Source organism: Spirillospora sp. NPDC048911, assembly GCF_043198015.1.
In the GTDB taxonomy this organism is placed as follows: Bacteria; Actinomycetota; Actinomycetes; order Streptosporangiales; family Streptosporangiaceae; genus Spirillospora.
This window is the reverse complement of the sequence record NZ_JBICUD010000002.1, coordinates 767,143-783,911: the sequence shown is the minus strand read 5'-3', so window position 1 is coordinate 783,911 and position 16,769 is coordinate 767,143. Positions and strand designations below refer to the sequence as shown.

Sequence of the window (16,769 nt, the reverse complement as noted above, 5' to 3'; positions counted from 1 at the left end):
GCAACCCCGGACCGGAGCGGGCCGGACAAGATGGGGCGATCATGGTCGTTCGGTGCACGGCGACCCGCCCCCGGAGCCCGCGGGCCCGGATAGGGTCTCCGGGTGCGGAACGAGGGGGCAATCAAGTTCGGGCGGGTGCCCATCCGGGTGCTGCTGCGCGGCGAGGCCGGCGGCTGGCACCACGTGATCGTCGACAAGGACGGCGCCGAGGAACGCGCCGGCATGCGCGGCCCGGGCGTGCGCTGGGAGGGCGGCGACCCCGAGCCCGCGTGGTGGCGGCGCAGGCTGGACGAGACCGCCGACGGGCTCCGGGAGCACATCGGCCGGGTCCTGAGCGACAGGACGTTCCTCGAACTCGGCCTGGAGGCCGACGTCTCGTGGTTCGCGGTCGAGGCGCCGACCGAGTGGGAGGGCCTGGTCACGCTGCGGGATCCCGATCCGGCGCGGTTCCCGGGCAAGGTGCCCCCGTACGTCGTCACGCTCGAACCGGGCAACGGCGCCGTTCTGCCAGACGCGCACCTGCGCTTCTCCACGCGGGCGGCCGACGCGTGGACGACGCTCGCCACCATCGCCGAGCAGTGCGGCACACAGCCGCCGAAGGCGCAGTTCCTGTGCGGCTGGGCCGATCACCGCAGCATCTGGGTGGGCCGCGGACGCCTCGCCGTCTCAACCGAACGCCGCCTTGGTGGTGGCTACGGCAACGGCTTCGGCAGTCTCGGCGGCCAGGGCGGTCTCAGCAGCCCAGGGAATTCCGGCGGCCAGCGCGGCCTTAGCGGCGGCCCAGGGAGTTCCGGCGGCGAGGGTGGTCTCAGCGGCCAAGGAGGTCCCGGCGACCAGCGCGGTGGCGGCGGCCAAGGCGGTGGCGGCGGCCCAAGGGGTCTCGGCGGTTCAAGGGGCGTCGGCGGTCCAGGCGGCGTCGGCGGTTCAAGGGGCGTCGGCGGTTCAGGGAGTGCCAGTGAGGAGTTCGTCGGCGAGATCTACGGTGAACGTGTCACGGGCTGGGGCGGCAACCCCGAGTTGCGCTTCCATCTCGACGGCATCGACCTGCTCGACGATCCCGCCGACGACGTGATCGCGTTGTTCCGGGGCCTGGGTCATGAGGTGATCGAACGAGGCCGTATGTCGCATCTGCCCGAGCTGGGGCTGCGGCTCTACCGGCCGGAGGGCGACACCTCGCACGGCCTTTTCACCGGCGTCTCGCTCCACGTCGCGCGCGGTCACCACCGCTGAACGATCCCGACATGCGCGTGGGACCGGTTCTTCACCGGACCGCAATCATGGCTCTCTAGATTTCCTGATCATGAGAAGCCGCGCTCGCTCCGCCGCCTTCGGTCTGACCGGCGCCCTCGCCGGTGCTCCCCTCGTCCTCGTCCCCGCCACCGCCTCCGCCACCGTCTCCGCCGCCCAGACGATCACCGTCGACCGCGGTGGTCCGGCGCGCACGCTCACGTTCACCGCCCGGCAGGCCGGTGAAGCGGTGATCGCGTTCACCGCCGCCGCTCCCGGCGTCTCCTGGGTCCGCAAGGGCGCCGAGTCCGCGATCGTGGCGATCTCGGTGGACGGGCGGCACGTGACCGACCTCGTCGTCCCCTCAGCGGATCCGACCCCGCGCAGTCTCGGCCTGGGACCCGTCAAATCCGGCAAGCACAAGGTCACGCTCAGGTTCGCGAAGGGCAGCGCCCCGTCCGCCCGCCGCGTCACCCTGGCCAGGCCTGCCGTGCGCCTGCCCCAGGCCGACCAGCTCGCCCTCCGCCACGCGCCCGTCGTGGTCGGCCGCACCGGCTGGCCGTTCGGCGACCCGTACCAGAACGCCCGCACCGACGCCCCGCTCATCGCCTGGCACGAGACGCGCCCCGCCACGACGCCCGGGAACAAGATCATCGAGTACTCGGTGGTGTGGAGCAACGAGGACGGCGGCACCGACAGCCCGGCGCTCATGGCCCGCTGGGGCCGCACGACCGACATCGAGTGGGCGTACCGGGTCGAGGTGGACGCGTCCGGCCGCCGGGTGGCGGGAACCGGCGTCTACCAGGGGCCGCAGCACCTCACGCTGAAGTTCACCGGCCGCTACGAAGGCGACCACCCCGTCCTGCAGACATGCACGCAGAACAACAATCTGTGCGACGTCATCATGCCGAACTCGCCGCTCCGCTTCCTCCTCGACGCGTCCCGCACCAAGCCGACCGCCCGCGCCCGCGAGGTCGTCATGGACCGCGAGCCGTGGACGTACCGGATCATGGCCCAGGAGATGCTCCGCGAGGGCAAGATCGAGAAGCCGTCGAGCCCCGCCACCAAGGCGGTCGGCGACCAGCGCACGTACCTCTTCGTCGAGTTCGCCAAGCGCACCGGTGCCCCCGCCGGCAGTGGCTCGGCTCCGGGAGTGTCTCTCGGCGTGCGACTGAAGCGTGATCCCGCCAAGCTCTACCGTTCCGACCACGACGAGGCCTCCTGGAGCATCGAACGCGACGGCCCCGCCGCAACGACGGTCGAACTCCCCCAGGGCACGACCGTCGCCGACATCGCGTCCATCGAGGCCATCCGCCGTCCGGTGGGTTTCGGTGACAACGGTGCCCCCGCCACGGTGACCTCCATCAACCGTGGTTTCTTCCTGCGCGCCACCTACCTTCCGCAGCGCTCTGCGATCTCCTGGACCGGCTCGATCACCCTCACCCCGCAATCGCCCACCGCGGTCCTCTGGCGACCCGGTGCATGACGTCTCTCACGAGAATTAACTCGGGGAACCTGCGAACCTCGCGTGCGTCGAAGTAGTCGTACACTTCGCCAAGAGCTCTCGCAGACTCTGAGAGGACACGCCTCATGGCCTACGGGCCTCCCCCGTCACCCGGCCACGGTCAGCCGCCGGGACAGCCCGGATGGCAGCAGCAGCCGCAGGGCCAGCAACCCTGGCAACAGCAGGGTCAGGGCCAGCAGGCCTGGCAGCAGCAAGGCCAGCAGAGCTGGCAGCAGCAGCCGCAGCCGTCCGCCTGGCAGCAGCAACAGCCCCCTGGGCAGCAGCCGTCCTCGCCGCCTTCACAGGGCCGCCGCACCGCCCAGATCCCAGGGCACTTCGGCCAGGTGAGCCACGATGACAAGACCTGGGCCCTCATGGCGTACGTGGGTCAGTTCCTGGTCGGCGCGATCGCGCCCGCCGTCGCGTTCGTCGGCAAAGGCCGGTCGCCGTTCGTCCGCGCCCACGCCGCGCAGGGCCTCAACATGGGCCTCGCCGCGATCGCCGTCTGGCTGGTCGGCGGCCTGCTCTCCCTCGCCGTCGAGGTGATGATCTGGGTTCCGCTCGGCTTCACCGCCGTCACCATGTTCTACCTGGTGTACGGGGCGCGCGCGGCCAACCGCGGCGAGTACCGCCGCGTACCGGCTCCGGTGGCCTGGCCGATCTTCAAGTGACCCCGCCCGGCTGACCGCCCAGGCGTCCGGGCGGCCGCAGACCCGGGCGTCCGGACGAACGCAGACCCGGGCGTCCGGACGAGCGCAGGCTTAGGCGTCCGGGCGGACGCAGACCCGGGCGTCCGGATGGCTCAGGCGTCGTCAGGGACGCCGGGGCCGGGCAGGACGGTCAGCGTCCCGGGCTCGCCGGGCGGCTGGTCCAGCCGGACGACCCGGCCCGGATAGGCACGCTCGGCGATCTGGACGTCGCGCTCGTCCCAGGCCCCGTAGAAGACGGGGCAGCCGTCCCACAGCTCCACCTTCTCGGCGCCCGTCGGCCAGCGGCCGAACGCGTCGATCAGGATGGGCTCCTCGCAGTGCGGCAGATCCGGGCCGTTGTGGTGATCGTGGTCGAGCATGTGGATCCCCCTCCTCGGGGCGGGCGGCGGTGGCAGCCGGTCGAAGATCTTGTCCGGGGCGAGCTCGATCGCGAACGGCCGGGTGATCGTGCAGGTCCGCCCCCAGGTGACGCGCGCCTCCTCGGCGTACCGCCCGTCGTCGCTCAGCTCGAACACCTGGAGCTCGGGTTCGTGGCCCTTGAGGTCGACCACCCAATAGGACGGGACCGCGAACCGCTCGTACATGTCCTTCTTGGCCCCGAGATCCACCTCGCGCGAAGCGTCGGAGGTGACCTCGATGGCCAGGAGCGGCGCACCGTCGATGTACCCGCGGTCCGCCGCGTCCTGCTCCTTGCGGAAGACCATGAGATCGGAGCGCAGCCACGTGTCGTGGGCCGGCCGCGGGCCCGATCCGGTACGGGACGCCTGCCCGGCCGTCACCGCCAGCCCGATCGGGACCACCAGGTCGGAAACGAGAACCTGATGTAGCAACGTATGGGTCACAACGCCCAGTGTCCTCGCGAGGACAGTACGTCACCGCCACTTTGCGATAACCAGACGTTTGCGGAACGCGCCGCCACATCAACGCGACGTCCCATAACGCGCGGTATCCCTGAACGCACGGTGCCCCTCAACGCGCGACGTCCCTCAACGCGGTGCCCCTTTGACGCGCGCGCCCTCAACACGCGGTGTCACTCAACACGCGGTGTCAACGCGGGGTGTCACTCAACACGCGGTGTCAACGCGGGGTGTCACTCAACGCGGGGTGTCATTCCAGCGCCGGGTTCCGGAACGCGGGTGAGTGTGGGGCAGTGCTACTTCTTGGCCTTGTCCGTGGAGGTCTCGCCGGTGGACAGGGCGGCGACGAAGGCTTCCTGGGGGACGTCGACGCGGCCGATGGTCTTCATCCGCTTCTTGCCCTCCTTCTGCTTCTCCAGCAGCTTGCGCTTACGGGAGATGTCGCCGCCGTAGCACTTGGCGAGGACGTCCTTGCGGATGGCGCGGATGTTCTCGCGGGCGATGATGCGGGCGCCGATGGCGGCCTGGATGGGCACCTCGTACTGCTGCCGCGGGATGAGCTCCTTGAGCTTGGAGGTCATCATCAGCCCGTATTCGCGGGCCTTGTCCTTGTGGACGATCTGGCTGAACGCGTCGACCGACTCGCCCTGCAGCAGGATGTCGACCTTGACCAGGTCGGACTCCTGCTCGCCGGTGGGCTCGTAGTCCAGGGAGGCATAGCCGCGCGTGCGCGACTTCAGCTGGTCGAAGAAGTCAAAGATGATCTCCGCGAGCGGCAGGGTGTAGCGGATCTCGACCCGGTCCTCGGACAGGTAGTCCATGCCCTGCAGCACGCCGCGGCGGCCCTGGCACAGTTCCATGATCGCGCCGATGAACTCGGACGGGGCGAGCAGCGTGGCCTTGACCATCGGCTCGTACACGTTGCCGATCTTACCCTCGGGGAACTCGCTGGGGTTGGTGACCACGTGCTCGGTGCCGTCCTCCATGACCACGCGGTAGATCACGTTCGGCGCGGTCGAGATGAGCGAGAGGTTGAACTCGCGCTCCAGCCGTTCGCGGACGATCTCCATGTGCAGCAGGCCCAGGAAGCCGCAGCGGAAGCCGAAGCCCAGCGCCGCCGACGTCTCCGGCTCGTAGATGAGCGCGGCGTCGTTGAGACGCAGCTTGTCGAGGGCGTCGCGCAGGTCCGGGTACTGGTCGCCGTCCATGGGATAGAGGCCCGAGAACACCATCGGCTTGGGGTCCTGGTATCCGCCGAGCGACTCCGGCGCCGGCCGCGAGGCCGCGGTGACCGTGTCGCCGACACGCGCCTGCCGGACGTCCTTCACCCCGGTGATCAGGTAGCCGACCTCGCCGACGCCGAGCCCCGCGACGGGCTTGGGCTCCGGCGAGATGACGCCGACCTCGAGGGTCTCGTGCGCCGCGCCGGTCGACATCATCAGGCTCTTCTCGCGGCGCGACAGGTGGCCGTCGATGATCCGCACGTACGTGACGACCCCGCGGTAGGTGTCGTACACCGAGTCGAAGATCAGCGCCCGCGCCGGGCCGTCCGGGTCGCCCACGGGGCCCGGCACCGTCTCGACGATCTTGTTGAGCAGCTCGGGGACGCCCTCGCCGGTCTTGCCGGACACCCGCAGCACGTCCCCGGGGTCGCAGCCGATGATGCTCGCCAGCTCCTCGGCGTACTTCTCCGGCTGGGCCGCGGGCAAGTCGATCTTGTTGAGCACCGGGATGATGTGCAGATCGGCCTCGAGCGCCATGTAGAGGTTGGCGAGCGTCTGCGCCTCGATGCCCTGCGCCGCGTCCACCAGCAGCACCGCGCCCTCGCACGCCGCCAGCGAACGGGACACCTCGTAGGAGAAGTCGACGTGGCCGGGCGTGTCGATCAGGTTGAGCACGTAGTCGACGCCGTCGTCCCCGGTCCAGGGCAGCCGGACCGCCTGGCTCTTGATCGTGATGCCGCGTTCCCGCTCGATGTCCATGCGGTCGAGGTACTGCGCGCGCATCTGGCGCGCCTCGACCACCCCGGTGAGCTGCAGCATGCGGTCAGCGAGCGTCGACTTGCCATGGTCGATGTGCGCGATGATGCAGAAGTTCCGGATGATCGCGGGATCGGTCTTGTTGGGCTCAGGCGCAGGCACCGGGGTCCGTTCGCAAACTCACAGGTGGACAGGACGGGCAGATCTTGCCGTATCCCATAATCCCATGTCCCCGACCATGCTCCGTTCACCCGGCCGGGAGCGGTTTCGCCCCGCTGGTTTTGGGTGGAGCGCTGGGATTGGTAGGCTGTGCGACTGCGTGTGGCGTTGCGTCGTGCCGTGGGGCACCGAGGCCGCCGTCGGTGTCGGCCCCCTCCGGGCCGGTGAACGCAACCCAGGTAACCAACGACTTTCAAGCTGAGGCTCTTCGACGTGGCGAACATCAAGTCCCAGATCAAGCGGAACAAGCAGAACGAGAAGGCTCGGCTGCGCAACAAGGCCGTCAAGTCCGAGCTGAAGACGGCGATCCGCAAGTTCCACGAGGCCGCCGGCGCGGGCAACGTCGACGAGGCGATCGACGCTCAGCGCACCGCGGCCCGCAAGCTCGACATCGCGGTCAGCAAGGGCGTCATCCACAAGAACCAGGCCGCCAACCGCAAGTCGGCGATCGCCAAGCAGGCCGCCGCCCTGCAGGCCAAGTAAGACTCCGCACCGGACGCCGTAGCCCTTGGGGCTACGGCGTTTCAGTGCTGTCCAAAAATAACGGGCGCCACAGGCCTGATCGTCATACGGTGATCGAATGGACGACCGGCGCACCGTGAAGATCTCCAAATACCTGGCCAAGCACCTGCGCCATCAGCCGGAACGGATCGGCCTCACCCTCGACGACGCCGGCTGGGCCCGCGTCGACGAGCTGCTCGCGGCCACGGCCCGCAACAACTTCCCGATCACCCGCGCCGAACTCGACCACGTGGTGGCGACCAACGACAAGCGCCGCTACGCGTTCGACGAGACCGGCGAGCGCATCCGCGCCAGCCAGGGCCATTCCGTCGAGGTCGACCTCGACCTGCCCGTCACGGCCCCGCCCGCCGTCCTCTACCACGGCACCGTGGCCGCCGCCGTCGCCGCGATCCGCCACGAGGGCCTGCGTCCCATGGCCCGGCACGCCGTGCACCTCTCCCCCGACCGCGAGACCGCCACCCGCGTGGGCGCCCGCCGCGGCCGCCCCGTCATCCTGGTGATCGACGCCGCCCGCATGGCCGCGGACGGGCACGAGTTCCGCGTGAGCGCCAACGGCGTCTGGCTGGTCGACACCGTCCCGCCCGGCTACCTGATGATCCCCGGCTGAGGAGCGACATGCACCACGAAGTCATCGTCGAGATCGACGCCCCCGCGGAGACCGTCTGGCGTCTCCTGGAAGACGTCGAACGCTGGCCCGAGATGACCGCCTCCATCACCCGGGTAGAACGACTCACCGACGGCCCGTTCGGCAAGGGCACCCAGGCCCGCGTCCACCAGCCCAAGTTCCCCGCCGCCGTCTGGACCGTCACCGAGTTCGAACCGGGCCGCTCGTTCACCTGGGTGGCCCGCACCCCCGGCATGACCACAGTGGCGTCACACGAGATCACCCCCGGCACCCCAGTGACCGTCCGCCTGGCGCTAGCCCAGACCGGCCCCCTGGCACCCCTGATCGCCCTCCTGGCCGGCCGCCGCTCCCGCCGCTACGTGGCAATGGAAGCCGCAGGCCTAAAACAAAAGTCCGAACCCTAACCCCACACCACCCGCAGAGAATCCAGCCAGGCCCTGAGCCCAGGCCCAGGAGGGTGACACAAGCCCGGGAAAGCTCTACGCCCAGCCCAAAGAGCGTCCACACCAAACCCAACAAGGGCCTCGGGCTCGGGGAGGTCTGCATTGGGCCGAGAGAGGCCAGCCCAGCGAGAAGCCTGGGCCAGCCTGGAGAGGTCCCGGCCCGGCCCAGGGAGGCTACGCCGTCCCCAGGGAAGGTCTGCGCTCGGCCTATCCGCGAGCGGCGACGATGTCGCTGACGGCCTTTTCCAAGGCGTAGGCGGGGTCGGCGGCGCCGCCTTTGACCTGGAGATCGGCCTCCGCGACGGCCCCCAGCGCCCGGGCGACGCCGTCGCCGGACCAGCCGCGGAGTTGACGCTGGACTCGTTCGATCTTCCAGGGAGGCATGCCGAGGTCCTTGGCCAGGGCCGCGCCGCGGGCACCGCGTGGCGCTCCGCCGACCTTGGCGAGGCCGCGGACGCCCTGGGCGAGGGCGCTCACGATGAGCACGGGCGCAACCCCCGTCGCCAGGGCCCAGCGGAGTTGTTCGAGGGCGTCGGCGAGCTGTCCCTCGATCGCCTTGTCGGCCACGCTGAAGCCGCTGACCTCGGCGCGGCCCCGGTAGTAGCGCGCGACCGCGGCGTCGTCGATCTTGCCGCCGGTGTCGGCGACGAGCTGGCTGCAGGCCCCGGCCAGTTCGCGCAGGTCATTCCCCACCGCGTCGAGGAGATTGCGCGCGCCGTCCGCGGAGATCTTCCCGCCGTGACGACGGATCTCGTTGCGGAGGAAGTCGATCCGTTCGCCCATCTTGGTGATCTTCGGGCATGCGATCTTGCGGGCACCGGCCTTGGCGAGACCCTCGGCGAGCGCCTTGCCCTTCGCGCCGCCCGCGTGGACCGCGACGAGGGCGACGTCCTCGGCGGGGTTCTTGACGTACGCGAGGACCTCGGCCGCCAGGTCCTTGCCCAGATCCTGGGAGGAACGCAGGACCAGCACCTTCGTCCCGCCGAACAACGACGGCGACGTGAGCTCGGCCAGCCGTCCCGTCTCCAGCCCGCCGGGCGCGAGGTCGATCACTTCGACCTCGGGATCGGCCGAACGGGCGGTGGCGATCACGTCGCCGACCGCGCGGTCCACGAGCAGTTCTTCGTCACCGACGATGAGCGTGATGGGGTCAGCTGGCACCCCAGCAGCATGCCACGCCCGGCCCCCTGCCCGGTCCCCAACCAGCATCGGGCGGTCACGGCACCCGCCCAAGCTTCTGCTTCCGCCGCCCAGACCGACCGCCCGTTATCGCGGCGGCCACGTCCTCAGGCCGAACCACGCACCCCGCCGACCAGCGAGCGCAGCACGGCCCTCAGGGCGCGGGCGCGGTCTGGCTCAACCCAGGCACCGCTCAGGGCATCCACACAACGGCCCACCCGCTGCGACGGCCACGGTCCGGCATCGTGGATACACCCCAGCTCGGTCGTCCTACAGGCCCGGTATGTCCCAGCCTGGGTGTCGGCGCCTGCTCGGCCTTACCGAGACCGGCACGTGGCCCTCGCCCATCTACGGCCACGCCGATTTCAGCGTCCATATTCGGGGGGCGGGTTGCGCGATGCTGAGGCGATCGCGGAGTGGCTTGAGCCTGGGGTGCGGACGTGACGGTCATGCCCATATCGGCGTCCATGTTCGAGGGTCGGGTTGCGCGATACCGAGGTGGTCGCGGAGTGCCTTGAGCGTGGGGTGCGGGTTGTCGCCGCGCCAGATCAGCGAGTGCGGATAGACCGGTGTCGGGTCGTGAACGGCGATGCGCAGCAGGCCGTGGTCGGCGGGCCAGGCGAGCCGGGTCTGCTCGCCGACGAAGGTGGCCAGGGTGGCGGAGTCGGCGATCGTGTCGAGGAGGGGTTCGGTGCCGAAGTCGGGGCCGGTCGCCTCGATGGTGAGGCCGAACGCGGCGGCGAGGTCGCCGTAGAACTCGGCCCATTCGGTTCCGGCGACGATGCCGGGCATCCAGATCCTGTGCCCGGCGAGCTGGGTGGGTGTGACGGCGCGGGCGGGGGCGAGCTTGTGGGCCGGTCCGGTGACCAGCTGGACGGCCTCGTCGAAGACCCGGACGCTCTCGATGCCGTCGGGGAGCCGCCGCGTGACGGCGCGGAAGGACGCGTCGATCGTGCCGGTCCTGATCGCGGCGATGGCGGCGTCGGCGTCGAAGAGGGTCACGACGTCGAGTTCGAGGTCGGGATGCGCGCGGTGGAAGCCGCGGAGCAGATCGGCCGGTGCGAGCCGCCGGCCGATCACGTCCACGCGCAGCGCGCGGCGGCCAGGCCGGACGGAGGCGGCCGCGCGTTCCTCGGCGCGGAGGAGCTCACGGGCATGGGGCAGGAACGCCTGCCCGTCGATGGTCGGCCGGGCTCCCCGGGCGGTGCGGGTGAACAGCCGGACGCCGAGGTCCTTCTCCAGCGCGGCGATGCGCTTGGAGACCGCCTGCTGGGTGATCGACAGGTCGGCGGCGGCCCCCTGGAACTGGCCCGCGTCCGCGACCGCCACGAACGTGCGTACGGCATCGAGATCCACGCGGCGACCTTACACAACGCTCGGTTGTGGCGTGCCGCCGAGATGGTTGTTTGATCCAGGTTGAGACCGCTCGCTACGGTCCCGATCACCAACTCACGGTTGTAGAGGAGAGCTGGATGAGACGGACGTTGGGACGGGAGTTCCGGTGGCTCTGGACGGCCTACGCGATCAGCACGTTCGGCACCCGGCTCTCGCTCGACGCCTTCCCCTTCATCGCGATCTTCGTCCTGCACGCCGGGCCGGCCGAGGTCTCGATGCTCGCGGCCGCCGGACTCGCGGTCGGGGCGGTGGTCGCGGTGCCGCTCGGCCCATGGGTGGAGTTCCGCCGCAAGCGGCCGGTGATGGTGGCGACGGACATCGTCCGGTTCACGGCGCTGATGAGCGTCCCTCTCACGTTCGCGCTCGGCTGGCTCACGTTCACCCAGCTCCTCCTCGTGTCGGTCATCGTCGCCGCCGCCGACATCGCGTTCAGGGCGGCCAGCGGGGCGTGCCTGAAGGCGCTGGTGCCCCCGCGGGACCTCCTCGTCGCGAACGGACGGCTCGAGTCCACGAACTGGACCGCCACCGTACTGGGACCGCCGCTCGGCGGCGTCGCGATCGGGGTCTTCGGCCCGGTGGCGACCGTGGTGGCCAATGCGATCGGCTACCTGCTCTCGGCGGCGGGGATCCGCGCGATCGGCGGGACCGAGCCGCGGCCCGAACGCATCGGCGCGCCACGGCTCCGGCCCGCCGACCTGCTCGAAGGATGGCGCTACATCCTGACCCACTCCTCGCTGCGGCCGCTGTTCCTCAACACCATCCTGTTCAACGGCCTGATCATGGCGACCTCGCCGTTGCTGGCGTCCCTCATGTTCGGTCCTCTCGGATTCGCGCCCTGGCAGTACGGGCTGGCGTTCGCCGCGCCGTGCGTCGGCGGTCTCATCGGCTCGCGGCTGGCCCGGCACCTCGCCGCGCGGTTCGGGCAGCACAGAGTCATGCTCGCCGCCGGGTACTCGCGCGCATGCTGGCCACTGGGACTGGCCTTCATCCACTCCGGCACCACGGGCTTGGCGCTCGTCATGGTCGTCGAACTCGGCCTGATCACGTGCATCGGCGTGTTCAACCCGATCGTCGCCACGTACCGGCTTGAGCAGACCGCCGCAGACCGGGTCGCCCGTACCCTGGCCGCGTGGACGGTCACCAGCAGCGCCACCATCGCGGCCTTGACCGCCCTGTGGGGCCTGCTGGCAAGCATCACGACCCCTCGCACCGCGATCACGGTGGCCGGCCTTCTGGCTCTGGCGACCCCGTTCCTCCTCCCCCGCCGCAACGAGCCGCGGCCGGACGAGCAAGACCCACCATGTGAATCCCAGCAAACACGCCCAGAAGGCAGCGGCCCCAAAAGCCAGGCGCACACCCGCTTCGGAAGCTCGGTGCCCCAGCCTGATACGCCATCGCTCCCACCTGCCAGCGAGCCGGACGGCGGCCACGTTCGCTGGAATGACTCCTCTGCCAGCGCCCCGGCCCCGGCCGCACCTGGTGGGGGTGCTGTCTCGGACGACGCCCCGGCCTTGACGACAAGCACCCACCACCCTGCGAACCCGACGCTCCGACAATCGCCCACCCGGCCTTTGAATGAACGCTCTGCTGCGGCCGGTGACGGCTCTTCTTGATCGGCTCATCGGCGCGTGACCGCCAGCACGCCTCGCGCCGCCCGGACCACGGCCACGTCGCCGTTCTGGTCAGTGCGGTAGATACGGCCGCCGCCACGCCGGAGCAAGGCGAGGGTGGCGGATGCGGGATGCCCGTAGTCGTTGCCCCGCCCGACCGAGATGACCGAGATCGCGGCATGTGCGGCGGCCACGAAGGCGGGGTCCTGGCTGCGCGATCCGTGATGCGCGACCTTGAGGACGTCGACCGGCGGAACGTTCGCCGCCAAGGCCCGCTGCGCCTCGGTCTCGACGTCGCCCGCGAGCAACGCGCTGAAGCCCGGGCGCCGGGCCACCAGCACGATGCTGGCGTTGTTGATCGTGGTGCCGTCGTCGGCCGCTGACAGGCGCGGCCCCTCGGCCGGCGCCAGCACCGACAGCCGCAGATCACCGACCATCCATTGCTGCCCGGGGACGGCCGCCCCGACCTGCAGGCCTCCGATCAGGCGCGACTCCCTGCCGGTGCTGCGGGACGTGGTCAGCACCATGCCGACCTTCCGGTCACGCCGAACGCCGCCGACGCCGTTGACGTGATCCGCGTGGGGGTGCGTGAGGACCAGCATCGGCACGGCCCGTACTCCCAGCCGCCGCAGGCATCCGTCCATCAGCCGCGGCTCCGGCCCCGCGTCCACGACGACCGCCCGTTCACGCCCGGCCGCGAGGACCAGCCCGTCGCCCTGCCCCACATCGCACACGATCAGCGCCCACCCTTGCGGCGGCCAGCCTGGAGCCGTCACCCGCAATCCGATGACGGCGATCAGCACGCCGGCTGTCACCGCCGTGCCGATGAGCCGTGCCACCCGCCATCGCAGGATGACGAGGGTCGCGGCGCCTGCCACCAGCAGCGTGCATGCGCCCAGCGCACCTCCGCTCCAGGCGATGGTCGCGTACGGCAGATCGGCGGCCGTACGCGCGATCCAGATGATCCAGCCCACCGCGAGGCCCGCGGGCCAGGCGACCAGGCGCGCCAGTGCCGGCTCGGCGAACGCGACCATCGCGGCAAGGGCTCCGAGCAATGTCGCGGGCGCGACCGCCGGGGCGGCGAGGAGGTTCGCCGCGATCGAGACGACTCCCAGTTCGCCTGAAAGCATCACCAGCAGCGGCGCGACGGCGACCTGCGCCGCCGCCGCGACCGCCAGCGCGTCGGCCAGCGGCCCGGGCATCCGACGGCGCAGCCGCCTGCGCCAGGGCGGTGCCAGTACGAGCAGCCCGGCCGTCGCGACCACGGACAGCGCGAACCCGTACGAGCGCGCCAGCGACGGGTCGGCCAGGACCAGCAGGAGCACCGCCGCGCACAATGCAGGCAGGCCCTGCCGTTCGCGGCCGCTCACCAGCGCGAGCAGACCGATCATCCCCATCACCGCGGCCCGCAGCACACTGGGCTCCGGCCGCGCGACGAGCACGAACGCGATCACCGCGACGGCCGCGATGAACGGGGCCCGCCGCCGCCCCACGCCCAGCAAGCGGCACAACCCCAGCACCGCGCCGATGACGATCGCCAAGTTGGCGCCGGAGACCACGAGCAGATGGGAGAGGCCCGCCGTCCTGAAGTCCTCGGCCAATCCGGCGTCCAGCCGAGACGTGTCTCCGACGACCATGCCGGGCAGGACGCTTCGCTGATCGTCCGGCAGCCCTGCCACGGCCTGGCGCAGCTTGGCCCGCACCTCCTCCGCCGCCCGCTGGACCCGTGACGGCGGCCCCAGGACCTGCGGTGGTCCCCGTACCACCGCCGCGGCCGCCAGCAGCTCGCCATGCCGGGGAACGGTCAACCGGGCGGTCAGCCGCACCCGCTGGCTCGGCACCAGCCCCGCCCACCGCCGGTCCGACGCGATCAGCAACACCGGCACCCGGACCCGTGTCCGCCGCACCGCTTCCGCCCGGGCCCGCACCAAGAGGACCTGACGTCGCGCCGACCCGGTGAGCTGCGGCTCCCCCGTCAAGACCACCTCAAGGGACACAACGCGCTCTGCCCGAGCCATCTCCCGGACCGGCCCCGTAGCCACCGCGGCCACCCGTACTCCCACCCCGGCCGCCGAAGCCGCCACGCAGGCCAGCACAACCCCCACAACCGTCCGCCGAACCTTCACCGCCCCCAACAACCGCCCCCAGCGAGAACTCCCCCACCCCTTCCAATAACCACCCCACCCGAGATCACCACGTCCAAAGCCACCTCGCCCCAGAGCGCCGCCTCCGGCGCCACCCCGCCCCCGATCAGCGCGTTCCGGGCCACCCGGCCTCAGATCACCGCATCCGGAGCTCACCTGCCCCGAATCACCACGTCCGGATACAAGCCGCTGCGAATCACCACGCCCAGAGCCGGCCCGTCCCGGATCACCACGCCCGGAGCCGGTCCGCCAATCACCTCCAGAGGCAACCCGACCTTCAACAGTCTCCGCCCCGGTGTGCGCCACACTGGGCCCGCGGGCGGCGACGGATTGGGGCTCAGCGCCACGTTCAGACATAGCACCGGCTTCGCGCTCCAGATCGCCAGTGCGGGCAGCACTGCCGTCACGCTTGACCCCACCATCACGGCAGGTGAAGCGCCGCCAGCAGGTGGTCAGTAAGAAGATGGCTGCGACTCCCGCGGCGGTGGCAGCGCCGAAGGTGATGACGGGCGGGATTCCGATCGCGAGCGCCGCCGACAACCATGCAGCCAGCGCGGGTGGGACGAGCCGCAAGTCGTGCCGCTGCCGCACACCGTCATCATCCGGCGGAGTCACACGCGGACCATGGGTTTGAGCTCGGAGAAGCGGCGTGCGCCGATCCCGGAGACCTCCTGCAGTTGGTCGACCGAACGGAACGAACCATGCTGGCCGCGGTAGTCCACGATCCGCTGAGCCAGCACCGGGCCCACGCCGGGCAGATCGTCCAGCTGCTCAACGGTCGCGCTGTTGAGGTCGAGCGGTGCCCCTGGAGCTCCAGGCACCGGCGCTCCGCTCATGGCGGGAACGGCGACCGGAGGTGGGACACCAACCGGGATCTGCTCCCCGTCGACGAGCTTGCGGGCCAGGTTGAGGGCGTCCGTCCGAGCTGCTCCTCGTACGCCGCCCGCCGCTTTGATCGCGTCGGTCACCCGCGAGCCGGCCGGCAGGGTCACCACGCCCGGACGCCGAACCTTGCCGGACACATGGACGACGACCCGGCCGGCGGGCGCCGTCGCGGCCGCGATGGAGAGAGATGGGCTCGGAGCCGGGTCGGTTGGCGGCTCCGGCCGGGGCCGCGCCATCCACAGGTACACCCCGGCGGCGAGCGCCGCGATCACACCGAGCAGGGCGAGAGCGCGGGCGCCTGGAAGGCCCGGATCGAGCCGGTCGCGAAGCAGCGGCGCGGGCGCCTCCGGCTCCGAGCGTAAGGACACGGCGGGCGGTCCGCCGCCGAACGAGCGAGGCGGGCCGCCCGTTCCCTGCCCGGGTGGGCGCAAGCGTTCGACCAGCTCGTACAGCCTGTCGGTGGCGCTACTGAGCTTCATGAGTCACGAAGCTAGCCATCCCCGACCCGCACCGACAGATCCTGAGTGAATTGTGGATAACTCTCCGGAGCAGGCCGCGGACGCCGGTCGTTCAGTCGAGCTGGGGGGCCACCACGACGCCGATCATGCCGGGGCCGACGTGCGCTCCGATGACCGGCCCGACCTCGCCGACGTAGACGTCTTCGACATTGGGGATGCGTTCCCGCAGCCGCGCCGCCAGGGCCTCGGCCCGGGGGGCGGCGGACAGGTGCTGAACGCCGAGATCGACGACCGGGTGACCAGCGGCGGCTTCGGCGGCCAGTTCTTCGAGACGGGCCAGGGCCCGGGAGGACGTCCGGACCTTCTCCAGCGGCACGATCTTGCCGTCAACGATGTCGAGCAGCGGCTTGACCATGAGCGCCGAGCCGAGCAGCGTCGCGGCGGCACCGATGCGTCCGCCGCGGCGGAGGTGCTCGAGCGTGTCGACGTAGAAGAGCGAGCGGCAGAGCTCCGCCCGGCGGGTCGCCGCGGCCACGACCTCGTCCAAGCCCGCGCCACGGAGCGCGGCTGCGGCGGCGGAAAGAGCGGTCAGGCCAAGCCCCAGGCCGATGGTGCCAGAGTCGATGACTCGCACAGGCACGGGTGCGTCTTCGGCGGCGAGCCGAGCCGCCTCGAGGGTGCCTGACATTTCCGCCGACAGATGCACCGAGACGATGGAGCTCGCTCCCGCTCCGGCGCAAGCCTTGAAGGCATGCGCGAAACGTTCCGGAGCCGGTCGCGACGTGGTGACCGGATGCCACTCCTTGAGCGCCTGAGCCGCCTCGGCCGCGGTGATGTCGCCCTCGTCCCGCACGGCCGCACCGATGGCGATCTGCAGCGGAACGACAGTGAGCTCATGCCGTTCGGCAAGGCCCGGAGGGAGGTAGGAGGTGGAGTCCGTGACAACCGCGACGGCGCTTCCCATGGAGCGAGGTTATCCCTTCGGAGGAGAAGCCGAATTATCACGAGGTAA

At 70.8% G+C, this 16,769-nt stretch carries 16 protein-coding genes; 7 read left to right on the top strand and 9 right to left on the bottom strand.

Annotated elements, in window-relative coordinates; translation table 11 throughout:
- The first annotated feature begins 102 nt into the window (after positions 1–102).
- Complete coding sequence (locus ACGFNU_RS10845) at positions 103–1,230, top strand: hypothetical protein (protein ID WP_392592256.1); 1,128 nt, start codon at positions 103–105, stop codon at positions 1,228–1,230.
- A 70-nt stretch (positions 1,231–1,300) separates the two neighbouring features.
- Entirely contained in the window at positions 1,301–2,713 is a 1,413-nt protein-coding gene (locus tag ACGFNU_RS10840; protein ID WP_392592254.1) for a hypothetical protein, read from the top strand.
- 125 nt (positions 2,714–2,838) lie between these two features.
- On the opposite strand, the gene ACGFNU_RS10835 is transcribed toward ACGFNU_RS10840, so the two are convergent.
- Positions 2,839–2,997 carry a hypothetical protein gene (locus ACGFNU_RS10835; RefSeq protein ID WP_392592252.1) on the bottom strand — a complete coding sequence of 53 codons (159 nt, stop codon included), beginning with the start codon at positions 2,995–2,997 and terminating at the stop codon, positions 2,839–2,841.
- Between the two features lie 78 nt (positions 2,998–3,075).
- Between ACGFNU_RS10835 and ACGFNU_RS10830 the strand changes: the two genes are divergently transcribed.
- Positions 3,076–3,402 carry a DUF4870 domain-containing protein gene (locus ACGFNU_RS10830; protein WP_392592250.1) on the top strand — a complete coding sequence of 109 codons (327 nt, stop codon included), beginning with the start codon at positions 3,076–3,078 and terminating at the stop codon, positions 3,400–3,402.
- A gap of 131 nt (positions 3,403–3,533) precedes the next feature.
- On the opposite strand, the gene ACGFNU_RS10825 is transcribed toward ACGFNU_RS10830, so the two are convergent.
- Complete coding sequence (locus ACGFNU_RS10825) at positions 3,534–4,283, bottom strand: Uma2 family endonuclease (protein ID WP_392592248.1); 750 nt, start codon at positions 4,281–4,283, stop codon at positions 3,534–3,536.
- A gap of 311 nt (positions 4,284–4,594) precedes the next feature.
- Positions 4,595–6,439, bottom strand: coding sequence for a translation elongation factor 4 (gene lepA / locus ACGFNU_RS10820; RefSeq protein ID WP_392592246.1), 1,845 nt, complete (start codon positions 6,437–6,439; stop codon positions 4,595–4,597).
- A 270-nt stretch (positions 6,440–6,709) separates the two neighbouring features.
- On the opposite strand from lepA, the gene rpsT reads away from it, so the two are divergent.
- The 3 genes from rpsT to ACGFNU_RS10805 all read left to right on the top strand — a co-directional run bounded on the left by rpsT (position 6,710) and on the right by ACGFNU_RS10805 (position 8,047).
- Positions 6,710–6,979 (top strand): 30S ribosomal protein S20, encoded by a 270-nt coding sequence (gene rpsT / locus ACGFNU_RS10815; protein ID WP_392592244.1) that lies wholly within the window; start codon positions 6,710–6,712, stop codon positions 6,977–6,979.
- A gap of 97 nt (positions 6,980–7,076) precedes the next feature.
- Positions 7,077–7,625 (top strand): RNA 2'-phosphotransferase, encoded by a 549-nt coding sequence (locus ACGFNU_RS10810; protein WP_392592242.1) that lies wholly within the window; start codon positions 7,077–7,079, stop codon positions 7,623–7,625.
- An 8-nt stretch (positions 7,626–7,633) separates the two neighbouring features.
- Positions 7,634–8,047, top strand: coding sequence for an SRPBCC family protein (locus ACGFNU_RS10805; RefSeq protein ID WP_392592240.1), 414 nt, complete (start codon positions 7,634–7,636; stop codon positions 8,045–8,047).
- Positions 8,048–8,293: 246 nt separating this feature from the next.
- Here ACGFNU_RS10805 and holA read toward each other — a convergent pair whose 3' ends face one another.
- Both holA and ACGFNU_RS10795 read right to left on the bottom strand, forming a co-directional pair.
- The gene (gene holA / locus ACGFNU_RS10800) at positions 8,294–9,247 is read right to left on the bottom strand and encodes a DNA polymerase III subunit delta (protein WP_392592238.1); all 954 of its coding nucleotides are present in this window, start codon (positions 9,245–9,247) and stop codon (positions 8,294–8,296) included.
- 465 nt (positions 9,248–9,712) lie between these two features.
- Positions 9,713–10,621, bottom strand: coding sequence for a LysR family transcriptional regulator (locus ACGFNU_RS10795; RefSeq protein WP_392592236.1), 909 nt, complete (start codon positions 10,619–10,621; stop codon positions 9,713–9,715).
- 116 nt (positions 10,622–10,737) lie between these two features.
- Here ACGFNU_RS10795 and ACGFNU_RS10790 point away from each other — a divergent pair, with 116 nt between their 5' ends.
- Positions 10,738–12,273, top strand: coding sequence for an MFS transporter (locus tag ACGFNU_RS10790; protein WP_392592234.1), 1,536 nt, complete (start codon positions 10,738–10,740; stop codon positions 12,271–12,273).
- A 5-nt stretch (positions 12,274–12,278) separates the two neighbouring features.
- Here the strand turns inward: ACGFNU_RS10790 and ACGFNU_RS10785 are convergent, their stop codons facing one another.
- From ACGFNU_RS10785 to ACGFNU_RS10770, 4 genes are all read right to left on the bottom strand, one after another.
- Positions 12,279–14,249 carry a ComEC/Rec2 family competence protein gene (locus ACGFNU_RS10785; protein WP_392592232.1) on the bottom strand — a complete coding sequence of 657 codons (1,971 nt, stop codon included), beginning with the start codon at positions 14,247–14,249 and terminating at the stop codon, positions 12,279–12,281.
- A gap of 317 nt (positions 14,250–14,566) precedes the next feature.
- A complete protein-coding gene (locus ACGFNU_RS10780) occupies positions 14,567–14,821 on the bottom strand; it encodes a hypothetical protein (protein WP_392592230.1) in 255 nt (84 codons plus the stop codon).
- Between the two features lie 204 nt (positions 14,822–15,025).
- On the bottom strand, positions 15,026–15,778 hold the full coding sequence (locus ACGFNU_RS10775; RefSeq protein WP_392592228.1) for a helix-hairpin-helix domain-containing protein: 753 nt from the start codon (positions 15,776–15,778) through the stop codon (positions 15,026–15,028).
- A 91-nt stretch (positions 15,779–15,869) separates the two neighbouring features.
- The gene (locus ACGFNU_RS10770; RefSeq protein ID WP_392592226.1) at positions 15,870–16,721 is read right to left on the bottom strand and encodes a DegV family protein; all 852 of its coding nucleotides are present in this window, start codon (positions 16,719–16,721) and stop codon (positions 15,870–15,872) included.
- Positions 16,722–16,769 lie beyond the last annotated feature (48 nt).